The following is a 19,660-nucleotide window of genomic DNA, read 5'->3' on the forward strand; positions in this document are numbered from 1 at the left end:
TTTTCTCCCTTTGTTTTTCTATATTTACATACGATGAAATTACCTGTCGTATGTATTATCGGACGCCCGAATGTTGGGAAGTCCTCTCTTTTTAACCGGATCCTGGGGCGGCGAGCCGCGGTCGTTTCTGACCGTGACGGCGTTACCCGCGATAGGCATTACCAGACGGCCAATTACAAGGGCCATGAGTTTACGGTGGTCGATACGGGCGGATTCTTGCCTGACGATACCATCGACGTGTTGGCCGACAGCGTCCGTGCGCAGATTTTCAACGCCGTGAAGGAATCCGACCTGGTGCTCTTCATGGTGGATGTCCGCGTGGGCATTACCAAGCTCGACCAGCAGTTCGCGCGCCTTGTCCATAAAGAAGACAAGAAGGTGATTCTCGTGGCGAACAAGAGCGAGCAGCAGGGTGACCGCCAAGAAAGCTATGAGTTCCTCAAGCTTGGTTTCGGCTTGCCCCGCACCATCAGTGCGCTTACGGGGTATGCCTGCCTGAGCCTGCTGGACGAAGTCATATCGGTGCTCCCGACTCCCGTACGCGGAGAACGCAGGGAAGAACGCCCCATCCGTTTCGCCATCCTCGGTCGCCCGAATGCGGGCAAGAGCACGCTGTTGAACCGCCTGCTGAACGAAGACCGCGCGGTGGTCTCTGACATTCCAGGTACGACCCGCGATTCCATCGACTGCGATTTTGTCGTTGATGGCCAGAAGTTCGTGGTGACCGATACGGCGGGCCTGCGCAAGAAGGCGAAGGTCGAAGACGAAGTCGAAATCTTCAGCAACATGCGTACGCTCGAAAGCGTGCGCCGCTCCGACGTGTCCGTGCTGATGGTGGATTGCACCCGCGGGCTCGAAGTGCAGGACTTCCGCATCATTACCGAAATCCGCAAGGCGGGCAAGGGCCTTGTGGTGGTCTTGAACAAGTGGGACATTCTCCCGAACAAGACCGAGAAGAGCTTTGACCACATGGTCAAGGAAATGCTCGAACGCGAACCGATGCTTGAGTACGTGCCCATCATTTCGATCAGCGCTAAAGAAGGCCAGCGCATCAACCGTGTGGTGCAGGCGATACAGACCGTGTATGCCAACTGCCGCCGTGTGCTGGGCCGCGACCGTGTCGCCGAAAGCTTTGCGAACTTCTTGCAAGAGAAGGCTCCGCCGAGCCACAACGCCCGCGTGGTGTCGCTTACGCGCGCATGCCAGATCATGGTGGAGCCGCCCGTTATCGCTATCGAGACCCGCACGCCCGAACTGGTGGACGAGTCGTACAAGCGTTACTTGCTCAAAAAGTTTTATGAGGAATTCCAGTTGCAGGGTGCACCCCTCCGCTTGAATTTCGACCAGAAGTTAACTCTCAGAAAGGATGAAGAACTTGAACAGTTTACTGAGTCTTCCAATAGCGTACTTGCTGGGGTCGATTCCCAGCGCCATATGGATAGCAAAGCTCGCAAAGGGAAAGTCGTTCGACATTAGGGACTACGGCTCCAAGAATGCGGGCCTCACCAACACGTTCCGCGTGCTCGGTTGGAAGCCTGCGCTCCCCGTGGTGTTCTTGGATTTGCTCAAGGGGTTCTTCGGCCCCTGGATTGCCATGAGGTTGTGCGAAATGCAGGTGGCCGCCGGTGGTGCCGACTATTCTAGTTGGGTTCCGCTTGTTGCGGGTATCCTCGTGATTCTCGGGCACAGCTTCACCTGCTTTGCCGGTTTCCGCGGGGGCAAGGGTGTTCTTGCCGCTCTGGGCGTTTTCCTCGCGCTTTGCCCGATTACGGCGCTTACGTGCCTCGGGGTGTGGGTCGTGCTCACGTTCTCGACCAAGTACGTGTCTGTCGGTAGCATCGGCGCCTGCGTCGCCCTCGGCGCTCTGGGCGTGATGGGCTACTTCAAGTTGCCCTTCCCGCCGGACGATATCAACCTGGGATTGATGATTACCTGCCTTATAGTGGCCGTTTTCGTGATTGTGAAGCACAAGTCCAATATCAAGCGCCTTATGAACGGCACCGAGAACGGTTTTGGCAGCAAACGCAAGACTCCGAAAGCGTAAATATTGTAGATTGTATAGGTATAGGAGTTATTAGTTCTGAGTTCCGAGTTGCTAGGCTGTTTTTTCGAGCATTCTAGTAACTGGTAACTATTGACTAGTAACTGTTGTTTAAATTAGGAACGATATTATGAAGGTTACAGTTTTAGGTACTGGTGGATGGGGCCTGACTCTCGGTCAGGTGGTTTATGAAAATAAATGCGAAGTCTCTTTCTGGACAAACTCGCAGGCCGAAGTGGATTTGCTTTCCACGGAACATCAGTACAAGGACAAACTCCCCGGCGTGATTTTCCCGGCGGATTTCAAGTACACGACCGACATGAATGCCGCTCTCGAAGGCTGCGACATGGTGCTTATCGTGGTGCCGTCCCAGTTCATGGGCGGTGTTGCCAAGAATCTCGGCAAGTGGACTCCGGCGAAGGGCAAGGAACCCGTTGTCGTATGCGCTACGAAGGGTATCCTCGAAGGTACGAACCAGCTGATGAGCGAAGTGCTCCTCGAAAACGTGCCGTGGCTTACCGACGAGAAGATGGTCGCCTTCAGCGGTCCGTCGCATGCCGAAGAAGTTAGCCGCCATATCATGACGGCCATCGTGGCGGCGAGCGTGAGCGAAGAATCTGCGAAGTTCGTGCAGAAGGTGATGAGCTGCTCTTACCTGCGCGTTTACAGCTCTACCGACATCATCGGCGTGGAACTCTGCGGTTCCGTGAAGAACGTGATTGCCATTGCCTCTGGCGTGCTCTACGGGCTCGAGGCTAGCGGCAAGTTCAAGATTGGTGACAACTCTCGCGCTGCCCTCCTTACGCGCGGCCAGGCCGAAATGTGCCGCCTGGGCAAGGCGCTCGGCGCAAAGCCCGAAACGTTTGCCGGTCTCGCCGGCATGGGCGACCTCATCGTGACCTGCCTCTCGCAGCATAGCCGCAACCGCTATGTGGGCGAACACATCGGTCGTGGTGAAACGATCGACCAGATTTTGGCCGGCATGAAGATGGTGGCCGAAGGCGTGCCCACCTGCAAGAGCACCAAGGCCCTTGCCGACAAGCTCGGTGTCGAGATGCCTATCGTGAATTCCGTCCATGCGCTCCTCTTCGAAGGCAAGACCGTCGAAGATGTCCTCAGGGACATGTGGGGTCGCGAGCTCAAGACCGAAGTCTGGGGCTAATCCTCTTTAGAACAGAATTGAAAATCCGAGATGGGCGCCAAACCCGTTTCGGAAAATCTTGCCGGATTCCAGTCCGGCGTTTTTGTTTTCGTCGGGGGAGGTTTGTTCCGGAGTTTCCGGGGCGGAACTTTCCTGCTTTTCGCTTTTGCCCCGCTCGATAAAGTCGGTCTTTAGCGGGATTAGCTGCGTGGCCGTGGCGAAAAGCGAGAGGTTGCGCAATATGCCCTGCGTCGCGCGTTCTACGGAAACGCCGAGCCCGGCGATGATTCCGTAGCTCTCGAGCATCCATGACCAAGATTCGTTCTCGGACTTGAATCCGATAAAGGAAGTCGTTTCCGATGCCTTGTCTACGCTTACGTCGTCGTAGGTGTAGTATCCGTGGATATCGATGCGGGGGGTAATCTTTGTGTGCCGGGTTATGTCGAATTGCGGGCTGAAATGCCCTCCGAGCGTAATGGCGGAAAGGTCCAGGTCGGCGTCGACCCGGTAGTTCCTTTGCAAGAATGAAAACGAGAGCGTCTGCGAGAGGGAGGCTGGTAGCAGGCGGTTCGGGGCGAACGTCTCGAAGAATCGCTTGTTGTTTTTCTCCATCCGGATATCGGCTTTGAGGCCGCGTGCCTGCAGGCCGAACGATTGATGCTCCCAGCGGATATCGCCGTAGTGGAGGTTCGCCTCTAGCGGGATGTACATGAACCGTTTGATGCTGTTGTCGCGGTAGGTGTTGCCGAATATGTTCGCGTCTGCGTAAAGGCCTGCGTAATAGAGTTCCAGCCGGCTTCTCTCGAAACGGTGCGCGAATCGGGAATCCCAGAACCATACGCGAGAGGAATCCTTGATGTAGTATTCGCGGTGGACGTTCTGCGGAACCGTGCGGATTTGTTCCAGATGGGCGTCAACGTCGTTGCCCGCGATTCTTGCTCCTATGGCGAAACCTTTCCTCAGGTATTCGGTTTCCCAGCGGGCTTCGATAAAGTGAACTTCGTCGCTGTCGTTTTCGGATTCCCAGCTGATGGTGGCAAGTTCTGGGTTCCCGCGTTCGAAAGTCGCCGATGCATAGAACGAGGAGTCCGCAGTATGCGCCGTTATGCTTGAGGCAAGGGAAGGCTGGCTGCTAGCCTTCGCGGATAGTGTAATATGCCGGAAATCGGCCTGGATGCCTGCGGAACCGATGGTGCGGTTGCTGTTCAAAGAAAGCGTCCAACCGTCATTCCATAAACCGCTGATTCGGTAATTGGAGAGGCCCGCGAAAACGGTGTATTTGCCTGCGCTGACGGAATCGTTCACGTGGCAGAAAGTACCACTCAGGTCCTTTGAATCGGAATCCAACAAAAAAAGCCCGCCGCATTGGGCGAGGCCTTTTGTCGAGACTTCGCCATACGCCAAGGACGTTGCAAGGAAACTTGTCAATCCGAGGGCGTACAGCGATTTAAAAAAAGTATTCACCGTTGACTATTAGAGTTCTTCCAGAACGTCCCAATCTTCCCAGTCACTCTCGTCTTCCCAGTCGTCTTCGTCATCATAGTCGTCATCGTCGTCGATGATGCTCTTGACGAATTCATCCCAGAAGATGTCTTCGGTCATGTCGGGGAAGATTCCGCCGAACGTCACGTCGGGGAAGAAGATAATATTGCGGAGGTCTTCGTATTTGTACGATTCGACTTTGGAATCAACCATCTTTCCGTTGACGAGTTCCTGGAGGGTCACGGTCTTTTTGCCGTTCTTGTCGGTAAAGTACCCGTAGTTGGGGACCTCGTTTTCGCGGTATGCCACGGCGTACTTGATGGTGCCATTGTCATCCTTGCACATTCCTGCAGGGAGTGTGATAGGCGGAATTTCCCACGGGGCGGTTTCAAGGGGATCAACATCTTCAATACCCGGGATGCTGTTGCCGAAGAATACGAAGGTGAAGCTTATCTTGCAGCCATCTACGTCGTAACGGATTTTAGCCTTTTCGTACGGGTTGTAAACTTCCAGGTAGACGTAACCGGTAGTGCCATCTTCTTCATGGCTATCCACCATGATATCGCGGCCTTCGGGGTTGTAGGCATGGTAGCTTTCACCGATATAGCCCTGCATGTATCTTTGGGCGTATGCATGGTATTCCAGTTCTTCAGACCAGTAGAAACCGCCATCGGGGTTCACCCATTTGGACCTGTCGTTGACAACGTGGTACGGCAGGAATTTCTGGATGCCGTCGGTGTTTTCGAACAGCTTGGAAATGTTGACCTTTATGGTCTTGCCTTCGGCATACTGGATTTCGAATCCTTCGTGGAGTTGTTTCCTGATGGTGGTCAGGGAATCGATTATTTTCTGTGCATCTGCGGTGCTCAAATGGGCTTCTTCGCCGTCACCGACGATGTACAGGTCGTTCTTCTGGGTTTCCATTCCGTTCTCGGCTTCTTCCAGGCCGTACTGCAGGCCGAATTGCACGTAGGTGATGGCGCTGTCCAGCAGGTTCGGGATGTTCTTGTATTCCGTTTTCCAGGAATTGTGGATGGTGGTGAACTTGCTGTCTTTTCCGAGGAACTTGAACAGGTGTTCGAAACCGTGGTTGGAATAGTAGTTGAACTTGTATTCCAGTTCCATCAGGGAATCGATCCAGTCGTAACTTCCGTTCTCGTCAATGTTCAGGTTTATGCTGACAAGAGCGGTAAGGCTTGCCTTCGCCACATACATGGCGGCAAGAACCGGGGCGAAATCACCGCGGTCCAGCTCGATGTCTCGGTCGTTGATGAAGTACGTGCACGTGAATTCATCATCGTTTGCGATGTTCGTCATGTAGCTGATGGCGGAATCCAAGGACGGAAGGATGCTTCCGATGGCGGATTGCACGTCGCTCACCAAGATTCCGCGGATTTCTTCAGTGGAATTGATGGTGTAGTTGAACGAAAACTCGGCTGCGTCGTCGACGTCTTTTGTGAAGAGGTCATACTTGGTCTTGCCCTGGCGTGCAGCGAGCGTGTCGAGGAAGTTGTTGATCTTCTTGTTGTTTACGACATCCGAGATGATGGCTGCAGCATAGGCGAGTTGTGCTTCGCAGTTTCCGGGATACTTTTTGAGGATGGCTTCGATAGAAGATTTTGTTGTGGAACTCAGTTCCTGTGTCTTGTTCAGGTCCCCTTCGCCAAAAGAGGAAAAGACATCTGTAAGGTTCGTCTTGATTTGTTCGATTGTGGCCTTGTCTGCATCGTCGGTGATTTCTTCACATCCGGAAACGACATTCACCTTGGTTTCCTGAGGCCCGTCAACGCTGGTGTTGGAGCCCGAAATGAAATCGTCTCCTTCGTCGGTGGAACATCCTGTCAGGTAGGCCAGGGTGCAGAATGTGAATATGGAAACTTTGGAAAGTATTTTCATATGACCCTTCTTGTTTCTTGTTTGTAAAATAAAAATAAGAAAAAAAAGGCGAAAAGGGTGCTTTTTATCGGAAAAATGTGCTTTCCGTCAAATTTGCTGTCTTGAAATTCGAAAAAAGGGCGAAAAAGCCTATTTCTGCTTGCCGAGGGCCGCAAAGACGAAAGCGCCCTGAACTGCCTGGAAGAGCATTGGAATATAACCCAGGAGTGCCGCGGCAAGGACAATATCGGCAGGAATGCCGAGAAGTCCAGTGAAAAGACTCACGTTTACGCCTTCGCGGATGCCGATGCCGTTTATCGAAATGGGCAACATCGATACCGTGATGGTGATGGTCATGAATACGGTGATTGTCGCTAGGTCCACGGGGACGCCCACGGCTTGGAAATAGGCGTAATGGATGGCGATGGATGAAATCTGTAGCCAAATGGAATCGAGACCCGAAAGGAAAAATGCTTTTTTGTACCCGCGGTAAATGGAAAATGCGTCTTGCAACTTTGTAAGGAATGGTATGCGCACAGCGATTTTTGCGGGAATCCTTATTTTATCTGAAAAAAGCCCGCCGACAATAATTAGGGCGGAGACAAGTGCTACGGCGCAGACTGCTCCCGTATAGACGGCGGGAATATCGTAGCGGGCGATGACGAAGGGGAGGGTCGCAAAAAAGCAGATGAACATCGCGAGGAGGCCCATGACACGCGAGATGGCAACTGCGGCAACTGAATTGGCCATGTTTCCGAAGCGTCGGCCGAAGGCGATTGTCTTGACGGCATCGCCGCCGAACCCGCTGGGCAACAGGTTGTTGAAGAAGTACCCGAGGGCGATGTAGGCGTAGAAAGTGCGGAACTTGATCTTTTTGCCTTCTTCGAGCAAGAGGCCGCGCCAGCGGTTCGCCTGGATGAACATGCTGAAAAGCGTGCAGAAAAGGATAAGCGCAATCCAGGGGAAGGCCTGTGCTGTCCAGTGCCCGCATACGTCGGCGAAGGGAACCTTGTAGAATATATATATAAGCCCGCCAATGCTGATGACGGCCTTCAATAAGCCCGAAAGAATCTTCTTTGCCGAACCTTGCTGCATGGCGCCCTCTTATTTTGCTGCAAGTTCCGTTGCGATTTCTCGAATTTGCCGTGCGCTCGATTCCCAGGTAAATTTGCTCACCCAGTCGAGAATTTCTTGATCGTACTTGCCCTTGTCGTCAATGGAATCGTCCAATGTGCGGGCGATACTTTCGGCATCCTTCGGATCGAAATACTTTGCCACGTTGCCGCCGACTTCGGGTAGCGACGATGTATTGGAGCAGGCTACGGGCGTGCCGCAGGCAAAGGCCTCGAGTACGGGGAGCCCGAATCCTTCGTAAAGGGAGGGCAGCACGAACAGGTCGGCCAGGTTGTAGAAGTTTACGAGGTCTTCTTGGCTTACCATGCCGGCGTGAATGGTGAGGCCTTCGATTCCCAAATCTTTTTCGCGGGTGTCTTGCGTGCGCCCATCGAACGCCTTCCCGACAAGCACGAGGCGGCAGCCTTCGCGCCCTTGCATGCGGGCGAAACCTTCCAAGAGCCCGTTCAGGTTCTTGTGAGGCAACAAGTTCCCGACGTACAGGATAATCTTCTTGTCGCGGGGTATGTTGTACTTGCCGTACAGGTATTCAATTTCTTCTTTAGGCTTGCGGACGAATTCTTTTCCGTAGCCCAGCGGGACGACGGTCATCTTTTTGGCGTCGGCCTTGTAGAACCGGAGCAAGTCCTGCTTGGTGTTTTCGGAATCTACGAGAATGCGGTTTGCGCGCTTGCAGATAAACCAGAAGATGAACTTGAAGTACAGGTGCGCAAGTTTCATCGGCAGGAATTCAGGGTATACCAGGTGGGTGAGGTCGTGGACCGTCACCATCATCTTCCCGCGGTAGAAAAGGGGCACGTTGCAGTGCGGGATGTGCAAAACATCTGGCTTTGCTTTCCGCAGTTTGCAGTACGGGAACTTCAGTTGTTCCTTGTAGCCGTAAATGCCGCTGACAAAAGGAATCTGCGTCGGAACGGAATCTTTGTAGGCATCAAGATCTTTCGGGTCGCCAAGTGCGATGCTGTAGCCCACATCGCGCAGCCAGTGTTGAATGCAGGTGCCGATTCCGGACCTGCTTACCATGCGGGCGTCAATTGCAATTTTTGGCGCCGATTTCATGGTCGAACATCCATTTCAGAGTTTCTTCGATTTTTGTGCCGTTCCAGTAGCCGCATTCCACGATGCGAGAGTTGTCGCAGCACTGGTAGGGAATATCGACGGGGCGCATCTTTTCGGGATCCTGGACGGCTTCGATTTTGACAGAAGCAAATCCGATGATGGTATCCAGTAGCTCGCCAACCTTGTGGGCAATTCCCGAACCGACGTTGTAGACTTCGTACTTGTTCTCGTTTTCAAGAAGCATGCGGTAGACGTGTACTACGTCGCGCACGTCCGAAAAATCGCGCCATGCACTGAGGTTTCCGACTTTGATTACGCCCGGCTGTCCGCTCTTTTCGATTGCGGCCACCTGCTGTACAAAGCTCGGGAGCGCAAAACTGGAGCGCTGGCCTACACCCGTGTGGTTGAATGAACGAGTGCAGATGATTTTCATCCCGTATTTTTTACGGTAGAGTTCTGCGAAATTTTCCTGCGCTATTTTCGAGATGCCATAGGGGTTGCTCGCCTCGCGGTCGCAGCATTCCTTGAGCGGGGAATCTTGCTGGGCGTATTCCTCGGCAGATCCGATAAGGAGCGTCTTTGCCTTCGGGCAATGCGTGGCGATGGCGTCAAGCAGGTTAATCGTGCCGACGACGTTCACCTGGATTGTCGATGCGGGATCTTTCCAGGAGGCGCCGACGGAACTGATGGCGGCGAGATTCACCACGTAGTCGGGCTTGGCGTTTTGCAAACGTCCATCGATGCATTCGCGGTCCAGGAGGTTTACTTCTGGAATATCTACGGCGGTGACTTCGTGCCCTGCGGAAGCGAGTTCCTTTACCAGGTAGCCACCGACAAAACCTTTTGCCCCGATGACTACGGTATTCATTAAATCTTGCCTTCGGCGAGAAGTTTCATATCGCTTTCGACCATGCGCTGCACCAGCTGTTCGTAGCTGATTTCCGGTTCCCAGCCGAGAACTTTCTTGGCCTTGCTGGCATCGCCGATAAGCAGGTCGACTTCGGCGGGGCGGAAGAACTGCGGGTTCACCTTCACGACCACCTTGTCGGTGCCCTTGAGGGTGGCGTATTCCTTTTCGCCTTCGCCGTGGAATTCGATGTCCATGCCGGCGGCCTTGAATGCGAGCAATACAAATTCGCGGACCTTGTGCGTCTTGCCGGTGGCGATGACGAAATCGTCTGCCGTGGGCTGCTGAAGCATGAGCCACATGGCGCGCACGTAGTCGGCGCTGTGGCCCCAGTCGCGGCTTGCATCCATGTTGCCCAGTTCGAGCACGTCCTGCAGGCCAGCTTTGATCTTGGCTACGGCGATGGTAATCTTCCTTGTAACGAATTCTGCGCCGCGACGTTCCGATTCGTGGTTGAACAGGATGCCCGAGCAGGCGAACATGCCGTAACTTTCACGGTAGTTCTTGGTAATCCAGTGGCCGTAAAGCTTGGAAACGCCGTAAGGGCTGCGCGGGTAGAACGGGGTCGACTCGTTTTGCGGGATGGCCTGCACCTTGCCGAACATTTCGCTGGTAGATGCTTGGTAAACGCGGGTGTCCGGCTTGCAAAGTCGGACTGCTTCCAGAAGTTTGGTCACGCCGATGGCGTTGATGTCTGCTGTAGAAAGCGGAGTTTCCCAGGAGGTCGTCACGAAGGACTGGGCCGCAAGGTTGTAAATTTCATCGGGTTTCGCAATTTCCATGGCTCGCAGGAGCGATGCGGAATCGGTCATGTCGCCGAAAATGAATTCCACCTTTCCCTTGAGGTGTTCTGCGTTGTTAAAGTCGAGTTTGCTTTTGCGGCGTACGAGCCCGAAGACTTCATACCCTTTTTCGAGAAGCAATTCTGCCAAATAGGAACCGTCCTGGCCGGTAATCCCTGTAATAAGTGCACGTTTCATGAAAAAAAAGATACAATTTTTTTGCTTTTGAAACTGAATTAATTTATATTATACACTAACTTTTTGATAAGAAGGAGGACTATTATGCTAAAAAACATTCTTGGCTTGTCGGCACTTGGGGCAATTTTCCTTTGTGCTTGTTCAGGTGATGTCGGATCAGCCGGGTCTACAGAAGACTCGATGGTCAATAACATGGCACAAAACGACAGCAGCATCTTCAAGCTATCGGTGTGGGAAGGCGTGGATGCCTTGGGAATTTCGGGCTACTTCCGAGCTGCGGCAGAAAAGGGCTTTTACACGTACGATCCGTATGTGCGCAATGGCCTGCGCTGTGAGGCACCGGCATTGTCGATGGACGACCATACGCTGTTCTTTGATGAATTGGAAACCATTTACCAAGAAGGGAAACTGGTAGATGGTGTTTGCGGAAAGGCAGTTTCTTTGGCCGATGGTCAGGTGGCGCCTCTCGGTGTGAATTTAATCGATTCCATGAAGGTGGGTACGGTTGAATTCTGGTTCAAGCCGGGCCCGCAGTTCTATGATAAGAGCGCTCGTACCCTCTTGGGTAACGACGGTTCTCGAATTCACTTCTTCTACAAGAATGGAGAGTTGATTTTCCAGAAGAACCATCACAACCAGCATTATTTTGTTCAAGCCGCCGCCGAATTGGATAGTGGCTGGAACTTGATTGCCGGTCAGTGGGGCGATGGCTACATGAGCTTGTGGCTGAACGGTAAACTGGTGGTCAAGAAGGAACATACTTTGGGCTATGCTCCTGCCATGCGCGGCATTCCCTACGAAAACCTCTTCGTGATTGGCTACAAGTCCAACTGCTGCATGGAGGGCGTTGGTCAGTACCAAGGCATGACGACTGCGGGCGCATTTGACCAGTTCCGCATTTCGAACATCGCGCGCTATGAAATTGACGATACGGCGGATGTAATTGACGATACGGCGGATGTCGATACCGTTGTAATTCAGGAAACCGACGAAGACACCGTGTCTCTTTGGCAGTACTTCTCCAATTTCGGTGTTAGTTCGTATTTTGACAACGCTCAGCTTCCTACAACTTCGACTTACACTTTGAACGTCTGTGTAGCGCCTGCACTTGCCATGGATGACAGCACGGTGTTTATGGACGAACTTGAAACGGTTTACCGTGAAGGAACTTTGGTGGATGGTGTCTGCGGAAAGGCGCTTTCCCTCAAGGATGGTGAAGTTGCCCCGCTCGGCATCAATATGATTGATTCCATGAAGGCGGGTACGGTAGAATTCTGGTTCCGTCCGGGCGAAGACTTCAAAAATAAGTCTGTCCGTACGATTCTGGGCAATGACGAATCCCGCATGCACATCATGTACAAAGATGGTGAACTGGTATTCCAGAAAAACCACGCTGACAAGCATTACTTCGTTAAGGGTGCTGCATCGTTCAATGACGACTGGAACCTTATCGCTGCCCAGTGGGGTGATGGTTATATGAGCATCTGGTTGAACGGAAAGAAGGTTGCTAGTGCTGAACATAATTTTGACTATGTTCCGTCTACGCGCTCCAAACTCCTTGGAAACCTGCTGATTATCGGCTTTAAGTCCAGTTGCTGCATGGAAGGAGTCGGAGTGCGTAGTGCTTTGACTGCATCCGGTGCGTACGACCAGCTCAGAATTTCTAATGTCCCGCGCTACAAAGTGTCCTTTGATCAAGAATTCATTGGCGAAACGGATACGCTAACTGTTGACGAAGATGACGATAGTTGCAGTGTAGGCCTTTCGTTGAGTACGTTCCAGGATTCCTTGGATGCTAATGCTGTCGGAATAGAAATGTTCATGGAAAAGCTGTGCGTTACGGATACTGTGCCGCAACTCATCACGGATTTGGGAGAACTCGCTACCTTCGGCTTGACTTTGCGTAATGGCGATGTCGTTGCAGAGAATCTCGCCGCAGGGCAGGTCCATTATGGCTGTATTGATTTGACCAATCCGTCAGTACCCAAGATGAAACTGACGTCTTGCGTAAATCTCGCCCCTGGTGAATACAGGTTTACCGTTGCCGTCGAAGGCAAAATGGCGTATTATAAATTTAGGATTGCCGGCGAAATTGAAGAATAATCGCTGCTTTATAAAGTGAAATTTCATCATGGCGCACTCTGTGCGCCATTTTTCGTTGCGTGCCAAATGCTATTTACTAAATTGCGGATATGGCTTTTGTTCACCTGCAAGTTCATTCCGAATTTTCTGTTTTACAGTCGTCCGCACGTCTTGACGGTATTCTTGGTGCCGCCGCTAACGATAATGCTCCCGCAGTCGCCCTTACGGACCACGGAGCCATGTTCGGCATCTTGGAAATCCAGACCCGCGGCAAGGAATTGAATAAGGCCCGCAAGGAGCAGGGACTCCCGCCGGTAAAGACCATTTACGGCTGCCATGTTTATATTGATTCCCCGAGTGCAAGCCAGAAAGATCCGACGTCATTTGAAAGGTTGACGCTTCTCGTAGAAAACGAGAAGGGCTATTACAACCTCTTGCGCATTGTCAGTTACCGCTACGAGGAAAGCGACCGTTGGGCCGAGATTCCCTCGGTTCCGCTAGATGTCGTGAACCAGCACAAGGAAGGTTTGATTGCCATCGCGGGCGACTTCTTTAGCCGTTATGGCCAGAACGTGTCTTCGGGTCGTGAATCATTGGCCCGCGAGTACATGGATTCCTTGGACAAGATTTTTGATCGGGACCATCTGTACCTGTCTGTATGTGATAACGGCGTGCCGTTGCAGGGGCGCGTGAACGAGTTCAACGTAAAACTCGCAAACGAAATGGGCCGCGAAGTTGTCGCCGTGGCCGATGTTCACTACATCAAGCCCGAAGACGCTATGGCCCATAAGGTGCTCCGTTGCATTTCGCTCAAGTGTACGCTGAACGATTTTACGGATGCCCGCTTCCCGACGGACAAATTCTATTTCCGTACCGAAGAAGAAATGCGTGAGCTGTTCGGGAATATTCCCGGAGCCATCGAGAATACGGTAAAAATTGCGGAACGCTGCAACTTTACCGTAAAGACGGGTATCGGCGATGATTTCTGGCCGCGTTTTAAAATTCCGAAGGAATTCCTGGAGTCCGACGAATACACGACCATCAAGAATATCATGAAGGCGGAATACGATGCCGAATATCCGGGAATCCGCGAACGTGAACTCAAAGGCGTTATCAAGGACAAAAAGAAAAAGGTAACGGAAACATATTGCGCCGAAAAGGGGATTGCACCCGATGCGCTTACCGAAGAAGACAAGGCTGAAATAGAACGCTTGTCACAGCCGGAATTCTTTACCGAAGATGATAACAAGGCTTGGGACAAGAACGTCCACAGGTGGTGCAAGCCGGGTGGCGATGCCGACATTTACATTACACACCTTTGTAATGAACGCCTTAAATGGCGCTTCCCCGACGAAGATTTTAAGTTCCCTGCGCACGAGACGGACGTGGCCAAGCGCATGTACAAGGAACTCAACTGTATCCGTAACATGAACGTAGCGGGCTACCTGCTTATTGTGTGGGACTTTATCAACTGGTCGCGTGAACACGGAATTCCCGTGGGCCCGGGGCGTGGTTCTGCGGCAGGTTCGCTTGTCACTTACATCATCGGTATTACTGACATTGACCCGCTCAAGTTCGACTTGCTTTTCGAACGCTTCTTGAACCCGGAGCGCGTGAGCATGCCTGATATCGATACGGACTTTGCCGACCGTGACCGCGGGCGCGTTATTCAGTACGTGACGGACAAGTACGGTTACGATTGCGTGGGTCAGATTATTACTTACGGTATGCTCAAGTCGAAGGCCGTGGTGACCGACGTGGCGCGCGTGCTCGGGTTCCCGCCGGCAGAGGCGAAACAGATTACCAAACTGTTCCCGCAGCGCACCTTGAACTTCAGCTTGAAGCAGGCCTGGACGGGTAAAGACAAGAAGGGCAACAACCTCGAAGATGGTTATAGCCCGGAACCCCTGCAGGCGCTCATCAACAGCCGCGCCAGTTACCAGAACCTTTGGGACATTGCGAAAAAACTTGAAGATTTGCCGCGACAGACGGGCGTGCATGCGTGCGGCGTGGTGATTACGCCGACCCCGATTTACAACTTGGCTCCGCTATACCGTGCGGCTCCGGCTGATACCCCGGTGGTGATGTACGACAAGCATTACGCTGAAGATATCGGCCTTTTGAAGATGGACTTCCTTGGGCTCATCAACTTGTCCATCATTCAAGACACGGTCAACATGATCAAGAAAAACCGCGGGATTGACCTGGACATGGGCCATATTCCGCTGGACGACAAGTTGACTTTCGACCTTTTGGGCAAGGGAATGACGACTACGGTGTTCCAGTTCGAATCTCCGGGTATGCAGAAGTACCTGCGCGAACTGAAACCGACGCGAATTTTCGACTTAATCGCTATGAACGCCCTGTACCGTCCGGGGCCTATCGACCAGATTCCGCACTTTATTGCCCGCAAGAACGGCAAGGAAGAAATCGACTGTTACCACCCGGATTTGGAACAGGTGCTGGGCGAAACTTACGGCGTTATCGTTTATCAGGAACAGGTGATGAAGCTCGCCCAGATTCTGGGCGGTTACACGCTGGGTGGCGCTGACAATATCCGCCGCATCATGGCGAAGAAGATGCCTGAAAAGATGGCGAAACTCGAGCCGGAGTTCTTCCAGAAGTGCTTGGACAAGGGCTACGACCGCGCCATGATCCAGAAGGTGTGGGATGCCGTGCTCCCGTTCTGCGGATACGCGTTCAACAAGAGCCATGCTGCCGCATACGCTTACGTGGCTTACCAGACGGCTTATTTGAAGGCAAATTACGGCCCGGAATACATGGCCGCCTCCATGACTTCGAAGATGGGCAAGACGGAAGATATCGTCACCATCATCCAGGAATGCAAGCGCATCAATATCCAGGTGCTTTCCCCGAACATCAATACATCTTATGGCGTGTTCACTGCGGACAAGGAAGGCCACGTCCTTTACGGTTTGGCCGGTATTCGCAACGTGGGCCTTGCGGTTGTCGAAGATGTTGTTGCCGAACGTGAACGTCGTGGGCCATTCAAGGATATTTTTGATTTCTGCAAGCGCGTTGCGGAATATCAGAGCACATTCAAGGAAAAGCACCCGCCCCTGAACAAGAAGGTTCTGGAATGCCTTATCATGGCCGGCGCACTCGATTCGTTCCCCGGCAGCCGCGCTGTGCTTATGGCGACAGTCGACAGGGCAATCGAAGTGGCTGCCAAGCACCAAGAAGAAAAGTCGATGGGACAGATGTCCTTGTTCGATATGGGCGGTGCAAGCGCTTCGATGGAGAATACCGCCGAAGTTCTGGAAGATGCCGAAGATTGGAGCTGCATGGAAATGCTCAACAAGGAACGCGAAGTCCTTGGCATGTTCCTTTCTGGCCACCCGCTCGATGAATTCCGCCCCGAACTGAAAGGTTTTACGACGGTATCTCTCGCTTATGACGACTTGAGAAAGAAGGTGGATAGCGTTGTGGCCGTCGGTGGTGTGGTGATGCAGATGCGCTCTATAGAAACTAAGCGCGGCGATACGATTGGCGTGGGCATGATCCGCGATTTTCATAGCGATGTAGAACTCTTCTTCAAGAAGGATACTTGGGAAAATTTGCGCGACCGCATTTCCGAAGATGACCGCATTCTGGTGAAGGGTCTTCTCGGTTACAAGCGCGACAAGGAGCGCAAGATGACCGAGGAACTCCAGATTACGGTCGAAGAAGTGGTGCAGCTCGATACCGTACGCGAATCTATGGTGAACTTCGTTCATGTGTGCATGGATTCCGTGATGTTCTCGGATGCGTTCCTTTCGAAGATGGAAGAGGGCATTCAGCAGTATGTCGCCGACATGGGCGAACATTCTTGCGAACTTGTCTGTCATGTGGAAACGGAATCCGGATACGAGCATGCCATTGTGCTCCACAAGTACAAGCTGCATTATACGCAGGAACTGCTCAACTGGCTGCGTCAGGATTTGGGCATCATGAAGTTGTGGGTGTCTCCGAAATCGAGACGCTAAACCGGGATTTGAAACCGGAGAACTTGGTATGCATAAACCCTTTGTCCTTTTCTGTGCGGGCGAGGATTCCGGCGATGTGCTGGGAGAATCCCTTGTGCGGGAGGCGATTCGCTTGGGGTTCAGGGCCCGCGGTGTCGGCGGGTGCCGGATGCAGGCGGTGGGTCTCGATGCCGTTGACGATTATGAGGCGCTGCCTGTATCGGGCTTTCTCGATATCGTGCCGCAGGTGTTTCGCCTAAAGCGCATCTTAGCGCATCTCGAAGGCTTGCTGAAGAGCGAAGACTGCGTTGCTATAGTCTGCATCGATTACCCCGGATTCAACATGAAGCTCGTGCGGCTTGCGGAACGCCTGGGCAAGCCCGCCTTGTATGTGGCGCCCCCGCAGGTCTGGGCCTGGAAGCGCGGTCGGGCCAAGCGTTTGCGTACGGCCCGCCTCGCAGTGCTGTTCGATTTTGAACGCAGGGTCTACGAGAAACTGGGCTGCAATGCGCAGTGCCTTCGCCATCCGTTCCCGCGGGTCACCGGAACCAATTCGAACGCAGACCTGTTGCTCCTTCCCGGCAGCCGCAAGTCTCAGTCCCTCCGCAACCTCCCGTTCTTTGCCGCCGTTGCATCGCAGTGGCATTCCGCGACGTCGGGCCGTGCAGTCGTGCTTGCCTCGCGCGAATCTCTTGTCGAACCCTTCACTCGGGCTATTCGCAAGGCCTTCGGGCAGCGTGTTCCCGAATGGATCTCGGTCGAGGTCCCGCCTCTGGATGCGCTTGCCCGCGCGACCAAGCTCACGGAGTATTCCTACGCGCTTTCGGCTCCGGGGTCCGCTTCCCTCGAACTGGCGCGCTCCGGTGTGCCGCTTGTGGTCGCGGGCGTGATTGAGCCTCTTACGTATTTCATCGGGAGCCGCTTCGTGAAGACGGAATTCTTTGCGCTCCCGAACATCCTGCTTCAGCGCGGGGTCGTTCCCGAATTCTTCTTTACGCGCGGGAAAGCCTGCAAAAAGGTGAACGTCACCGCGGTTGCTGCGGAACTCTGCAAGTGCAATACAGAAACATCCAGGGCGATTGCGGATACCCTGGATGAGACGTTCGTGAATGCGAAAAGCTCCGAAGCTCTAATGCTTGAATTTCTTGGCGAGTTCGTCGAGCGTGATGCGCATTAGGGTGGGAGCCCCGTAGGGAGACTTGAGCGGGTCTTCTGTCGACATCAGCTGCCCCATCAACTGGGCCATTTCTTCGGGCTTGAGTTTGTCACCGGCCTGGTAAGCGTTGGTCCTGGACCATGCCTTCGCGATGGTGTCCGTGATGTGCGACGGGTCCGAATCTCCGGTGTCGGCGCAACTGTCGAGAAACTGGTGAACCGCCTTGATGGCACGGGAGAGGGGGAGCGCGCTCGGAATGGCGCGAATCTGGAAGGTGTCGCCACCGAAGTGCTCCACGAAAAATCCGAGTTTCCTCAACTGCCCGTCGACGCTTGCGAAGATTTGCTTTTCAAGCTTGCTGAGCTCGATGAGTTCCGGGAAGAGCAACTCCTGGCTGTCGAGGTCCGATCCGTTCTTTAATGTCGCGAGCGCTTGTTCGTAGAGAATGCGCGAATGCGCCGCATGCTGGTCGATGATGAGCAGGCCCTCGGCATCTTCTCCGGCGATGTAGGTGTTTGCAATCTGGAAAAGCGTCGGGGGTGTCCACGGGGCGCTCTCCGGCTTCGGCTCGGGGACGTTCCCTTGTCCGGGTTCAAGCGAGATTATCTTGCCGGCCTCGGGCTGCGAGAACAGGTCCTGCACGTCGTCTGCGACGCTGTAGCTCTTCGCCTTTTTCCACTCGTTCACTTCGTTATTGCGACGGGGTTCGGGCGTCTTGTAGATGGGGGCGGCGCTGTGTGCGGGGGCGGCCTGGTATTGCGGTACGGGCGCATCGCCGGTGTCCGCCTGCACCATGCTTGCACTCAGGTCGATAAACGGCGAGTTTGCCTCCAGGTCTTTCTGGAAGGTATCGCGGATGGCATGGTTCACCACAAGGAACACGAGGTTCTGGTTCGCGAAGCGCACCTCGCGCTTTGCCGGGTGTACGTTCACGTCGAATTCCTGGTCCGGCATGTCCAGAAACAGGACGGTTACCGGCTTGCACTGCGCGCCGTAGGGCTCGTATGCCTGCGAAACGGCCTTCGCGATCACCTTGCTTTCGATGGGCCTCTTGCGCATGAAGAGGAACTGGTGGTGGCGCTTGCCGTTAGTTTCTGTTGTGGGGGAGATGTACCCCGTTACGTGAACGCCGGCTTCGGTGTAGTCGACCGGCAGGAGGTTCTTGGCGATTCCTGAGCCGATGGCTTCGGCGAGTCGGGTGCGCAGTTCTCCGGGAACCCCGATAAATACGGCTTTTTCACCGACTTTGTAGTCGAAGCGGATCTCGGGGTGCGCAATCGCGGTCTTCAGCACGACGTCGAGAATCTTCGTGCACTCGGAGGTCTCGCTCCCGAGGAACGTGCGGCGTACGGGCGTGTTGAAGAACAGGTCTTCGACAAGGAAGGTCGTACCATGACCGGCGGCGTAAGTTTGTTCTTCTTCGACGTTCCCGCCTTTGAGGATTAACCGTCCGCCGTCACCATCTTCGGTGGCGGTCGAAATCGTCATTTTCGATATGGCGGCGATGGAGGCGACTGCTTCTCCGCGAAATCCGTTTGTTTGTAAATGGAATAGGTCGTCTGCCGAATGTAGTTTAGATGTAGTGTGTCTGAGGTAACAAAGGTCAAGGTCTTGCTTGCCCATCCCCTTGCCGTTGTCCGAAACGAGAATTTTTTTCTTTCCGCCTTGTTCGATTTGAATTTGGATGCGAGTCGCTCCCGCATCGATGGCATTCTCGATAAGTTCCTTGACGGCGGATGAAGGACGCTCGATTACCTCACCGGCAGCGATTTTGTTGATAATTTCATCGGTTAAAACGTGTATTTCAGCGTTTTTCATGGCCAAAATATAGCCAAATC

13 protein-coding genes are annotated in these 19,660 nt (G+C 53.5%); 6 read left to right on the top strand and 7 right to left on the bottom strand.

Annotated features, from left to right (window positions below):
• The first annotated feature begins 33 nt into the window (after positions 1-33).
• The 3 genes from der to IK012_RS02160 all read left to right on the top strand — a co-directional run bounded on the left by der (position 34) and on the right by IK012_RS02160 (position 3,203).
• The gene (gene der, locus IK012_RS02150) at positions 34-1,476 is read left to right on the top strand and encodes a ribosome biogenesis GTPase Der (protein WP_173378138.1); all 1,443 of its coding nucleotides are present in this window, start codon (positions 34-36) and stop codon (positions 1,474-1,476) included.
• The gene (plsY, locus tag IK012_RS02155) at positions 1,409-2,044 is read left to right on the top strand and encodes a glycerol-3-phosphate 1-O-acyltransferase PlsY (RefSeq protein ID WP_290949818.1); all 636 of its coding nucleotides are present in this window, start codon (positions 1,409-1,411) and stop codon (positions 2,042-2,044) included. Before der ends, plsY begins: the two co-directional genes overlap by 68 nt.
• Positions 2,045-2,171: 127 nt before the next feature.
• Entirely contained in the window at positions 2,172-3,203 is a 1,032-nt protein-coding gene (locus IK012_RS02160; protein ID WP_173378136.1) for an NAD(P)H-dependent glycerol-3-phosphate dehydrogenase, read from the top strand.
• A 6-nt stretch (positions 3,204-3,209) separates the two neighbouring features.
• Here the strand turns inward: IK012_RS02160 and IK012_RS02165 are convergent, their stop codons facing one another.
• From IK012_RS02165 to gmd, 6 genes are all read right to left on the bottom strand, one after another.
• A complete protein-coding gene (locus IK012_RS02165; RefSeq protein WP_290949821.1) occupies positions 3,210-4,646 on the bottom strand; it encodes a hypothetical protein in 1,437 nt (478 codons plus the stop codon).
• Between the two features lie 9 nt (positions 4,647-4,655).
• Positions 4,656-6,560: a hypothetical protein gene (locus IK012_RS02170; RefSeq protein WP_290949823.1), complete on the bottom strand. Its 1,905-nt coding sequence runs from the start codon at positions 6,558-6,560 to the stop codon at positions 4,656-4,658.
• A gap of 129 nt (positions 6,561-6,689) precedes the next feature.
• A complete protein-coding gene (locus IK012_RS02175) occupies positions 6,690-7,634 on the bottom strand; it encodes a lysylphosphatidylglycerol synthase transmembrane domain-containing protein (RefSeq protein WP_290949825.1) in 945 nt (314 codons plus the stop codon).
• Positions 7,635-7,643: 9 nt separating this feature from the next.
• Entirely contained in the window at positions 7,644-8,696 is a 1,053-nt protein-coding gene (locus IK012_RS02180; RefSeq protein ID WP_290949827.1) for a glycosyltransferase family 1 protein, read from the bottom strand.
• Between the two features lie 7 nt (positions 8,697-8,703).
• Positions 8,704-9,600, bottom strand: coding sequence for a GDP-mannose 4,6-dehydratase (locus tag IK012_RS02185; protein ID WP_290949829.1), 897 nt, complete (start codon positions 9,598-9,600; stop codon positions 8,704-8,706).
• Positions 9,600-10,619 carry a GDP-mannose 4,6-dehydratase gene (gene gmd / locus IK012_RS02190; protein WP_290949831.1) on the bottom strand — a complete coding sequence of 340 codons (1,020 nt, stop codon included), beginning with the start codon at positions 10,617-10,619 and terminating at the stop codon, positions 9,600-9,602. The genes IK012_RS02185 and gmd overlap by 1 nt, the downstream gene beginning before the upstream one ends.
• Before the next feature lie 180 nt (positions 10,620-10,799).
• On the opposite strand from gmd, the gene IK012_RS02195 reads away from it, so the two are divergent.
• From IK012_RS02195 to IK012_RS02205, 3 genes are all read left to right on the top strand, one after another.
• A complete protein-coding gene (locus IK012_RS02195; RefSeq protein ID WP_290949833.1) occupies positions 10,800-12,722 on the top strand; it encodes a LamG-like jellyroll fold domain-containing protein in 1,923 nt (640 codons plus the stop codon).
• 89 nt (positions 12,723-12,811) lie between these two features.
• The gene (gene dnaE / locus IK012_RS02200) at positions 12,812-16,687 is read left to right on the top strand and encodes a DNA polymerase III subunit alpha (RefSeq protein WP_290949835.1); all 3,876 of its coding nucleotides are present in this window, start codon (positions 12,812-12,814) and stop codon (positions 16,685-16,687) included.
• Between the two features lie 28 nt (positions 16,688-16,715).
• Positions 16,716-17,843, top strand: a complete 1,128-nt coding sequence (locus tag IK012_RS02205) for a lipid-A-disaccharide synthase (protein ID WP_290949837.1) — start codon at positions 16,716-16,718, stop codon at positions 17,841-17,843.
• Here the strand turns inward: IK012_RS02205 and mutL are convergent.
• Positions 17,796-19,640, bottom strand: coding sequence for a DNA mismatch repair endonuclease MutL (mutL, locus tag IK012_RS02210; RefSeq protein ID WP_290949839.1), 1,845 nt, complete (start codon positions 19,638-19,640; stop codon positions 17,796-17,798). The two genes, IK012_RS02205 and mutL, sit on opposite strands and share 48 nt — an antisense overlap.
• Positions 19,641-19,660: the final 20 nt, after the last annotated feature.

Origin of the sequence: Fibrobacter sp., from assembly GCF_017551775.1 — a bacterium.
Taxonomy (GTDB): domain Bacteria; phylum Fibrobacterota; class Fibrobacteria; order Fibrobacterales; family Fibrobacteraceae; genus Fibrobacter.

What these genes read in the sequence shown, in the direction of transcription:
- IK012_RS02170 (WP_290949823.1), bottom strand. Translation starts at nt 6,560, where the DNA reads ATGAAAATACTTTCCAAAGTTTCCATATTCACATTCTGCACCCTGGCC.
- IK012_RS02180 (WP_290949827.1), bottom strand. Translation starts at nt 8,696, where the DNA reads ATGGTAAGCAGGTCCGGAATCGGCACCTGCATTCAACACTGGCTGCGC.
- IK012_RS02205 (WP_290949837.1), top strand. Translation starts at nt 16,716, where the DNA reads ATGCATAAACCCTTTGTCCTTTTCTGTGCGGGCGAGGATTCCGGCGAT.
- IK012_RS02160 (WP_173378136.1), top strand. Translation starts at nt 2,172, where the DNA reads ATGAAGGTTACAGTTTTAGGTACTGGTGGATGGGGCCTGACTCTCGGT.
- IK012_RS02195 (WP_290949833.1), top strand. Translation starts at nt 10,800, where the DNA reads ATGGTCAATAACATGGCACAAAACGACAGCAGCATCTTCAAGCTATCG.
- dnaE (WP_290949835.1), top strand. Translation starts at nt 12,812, where the DNA reads ATGGCTTTTGTTCACCTGCAAGTTCATTCCGAATTTTCTGTTTTACAG.
- IK012_RS02175 (WP_290949825.1), bottom strand. Translation starts at nt 7,634, where the DNA reads ATGCAGCAAGGTTCGGCAAAGAAGATTCTTTCGGGCTTATTGAAGGCC.
- mutL (WP_290949839.1), bottom strand. Translation starts at nt 19,640, where the DNA reads ATGAAAAACGCTGAAATACACGTTTTAACCGATGAAATTATCAACAAA.
- IK012_RS02185 (WP_290949829.1), bottom strand. Translation starts at nt 9,600, where the DNA reads ATGAATACCGTAGTCATCGGGGCAAAAGGTTTTGTCGGTGGCTACCTG.
- gmd (WP_290949831.1), bottom strand. Translation starts at nt 10,619, where the DNA reads ATGAAACGTGCACTTATTACAGGGATTACCGGCCAGGACGGTTCCTAT.
- der (WP_173378138.1), top strand. Translation starts at nt 34, where the DNA reads ATGAAATTACCTGTCGTATGTATTATCGGACGCCCGAATGTTGGGAAG.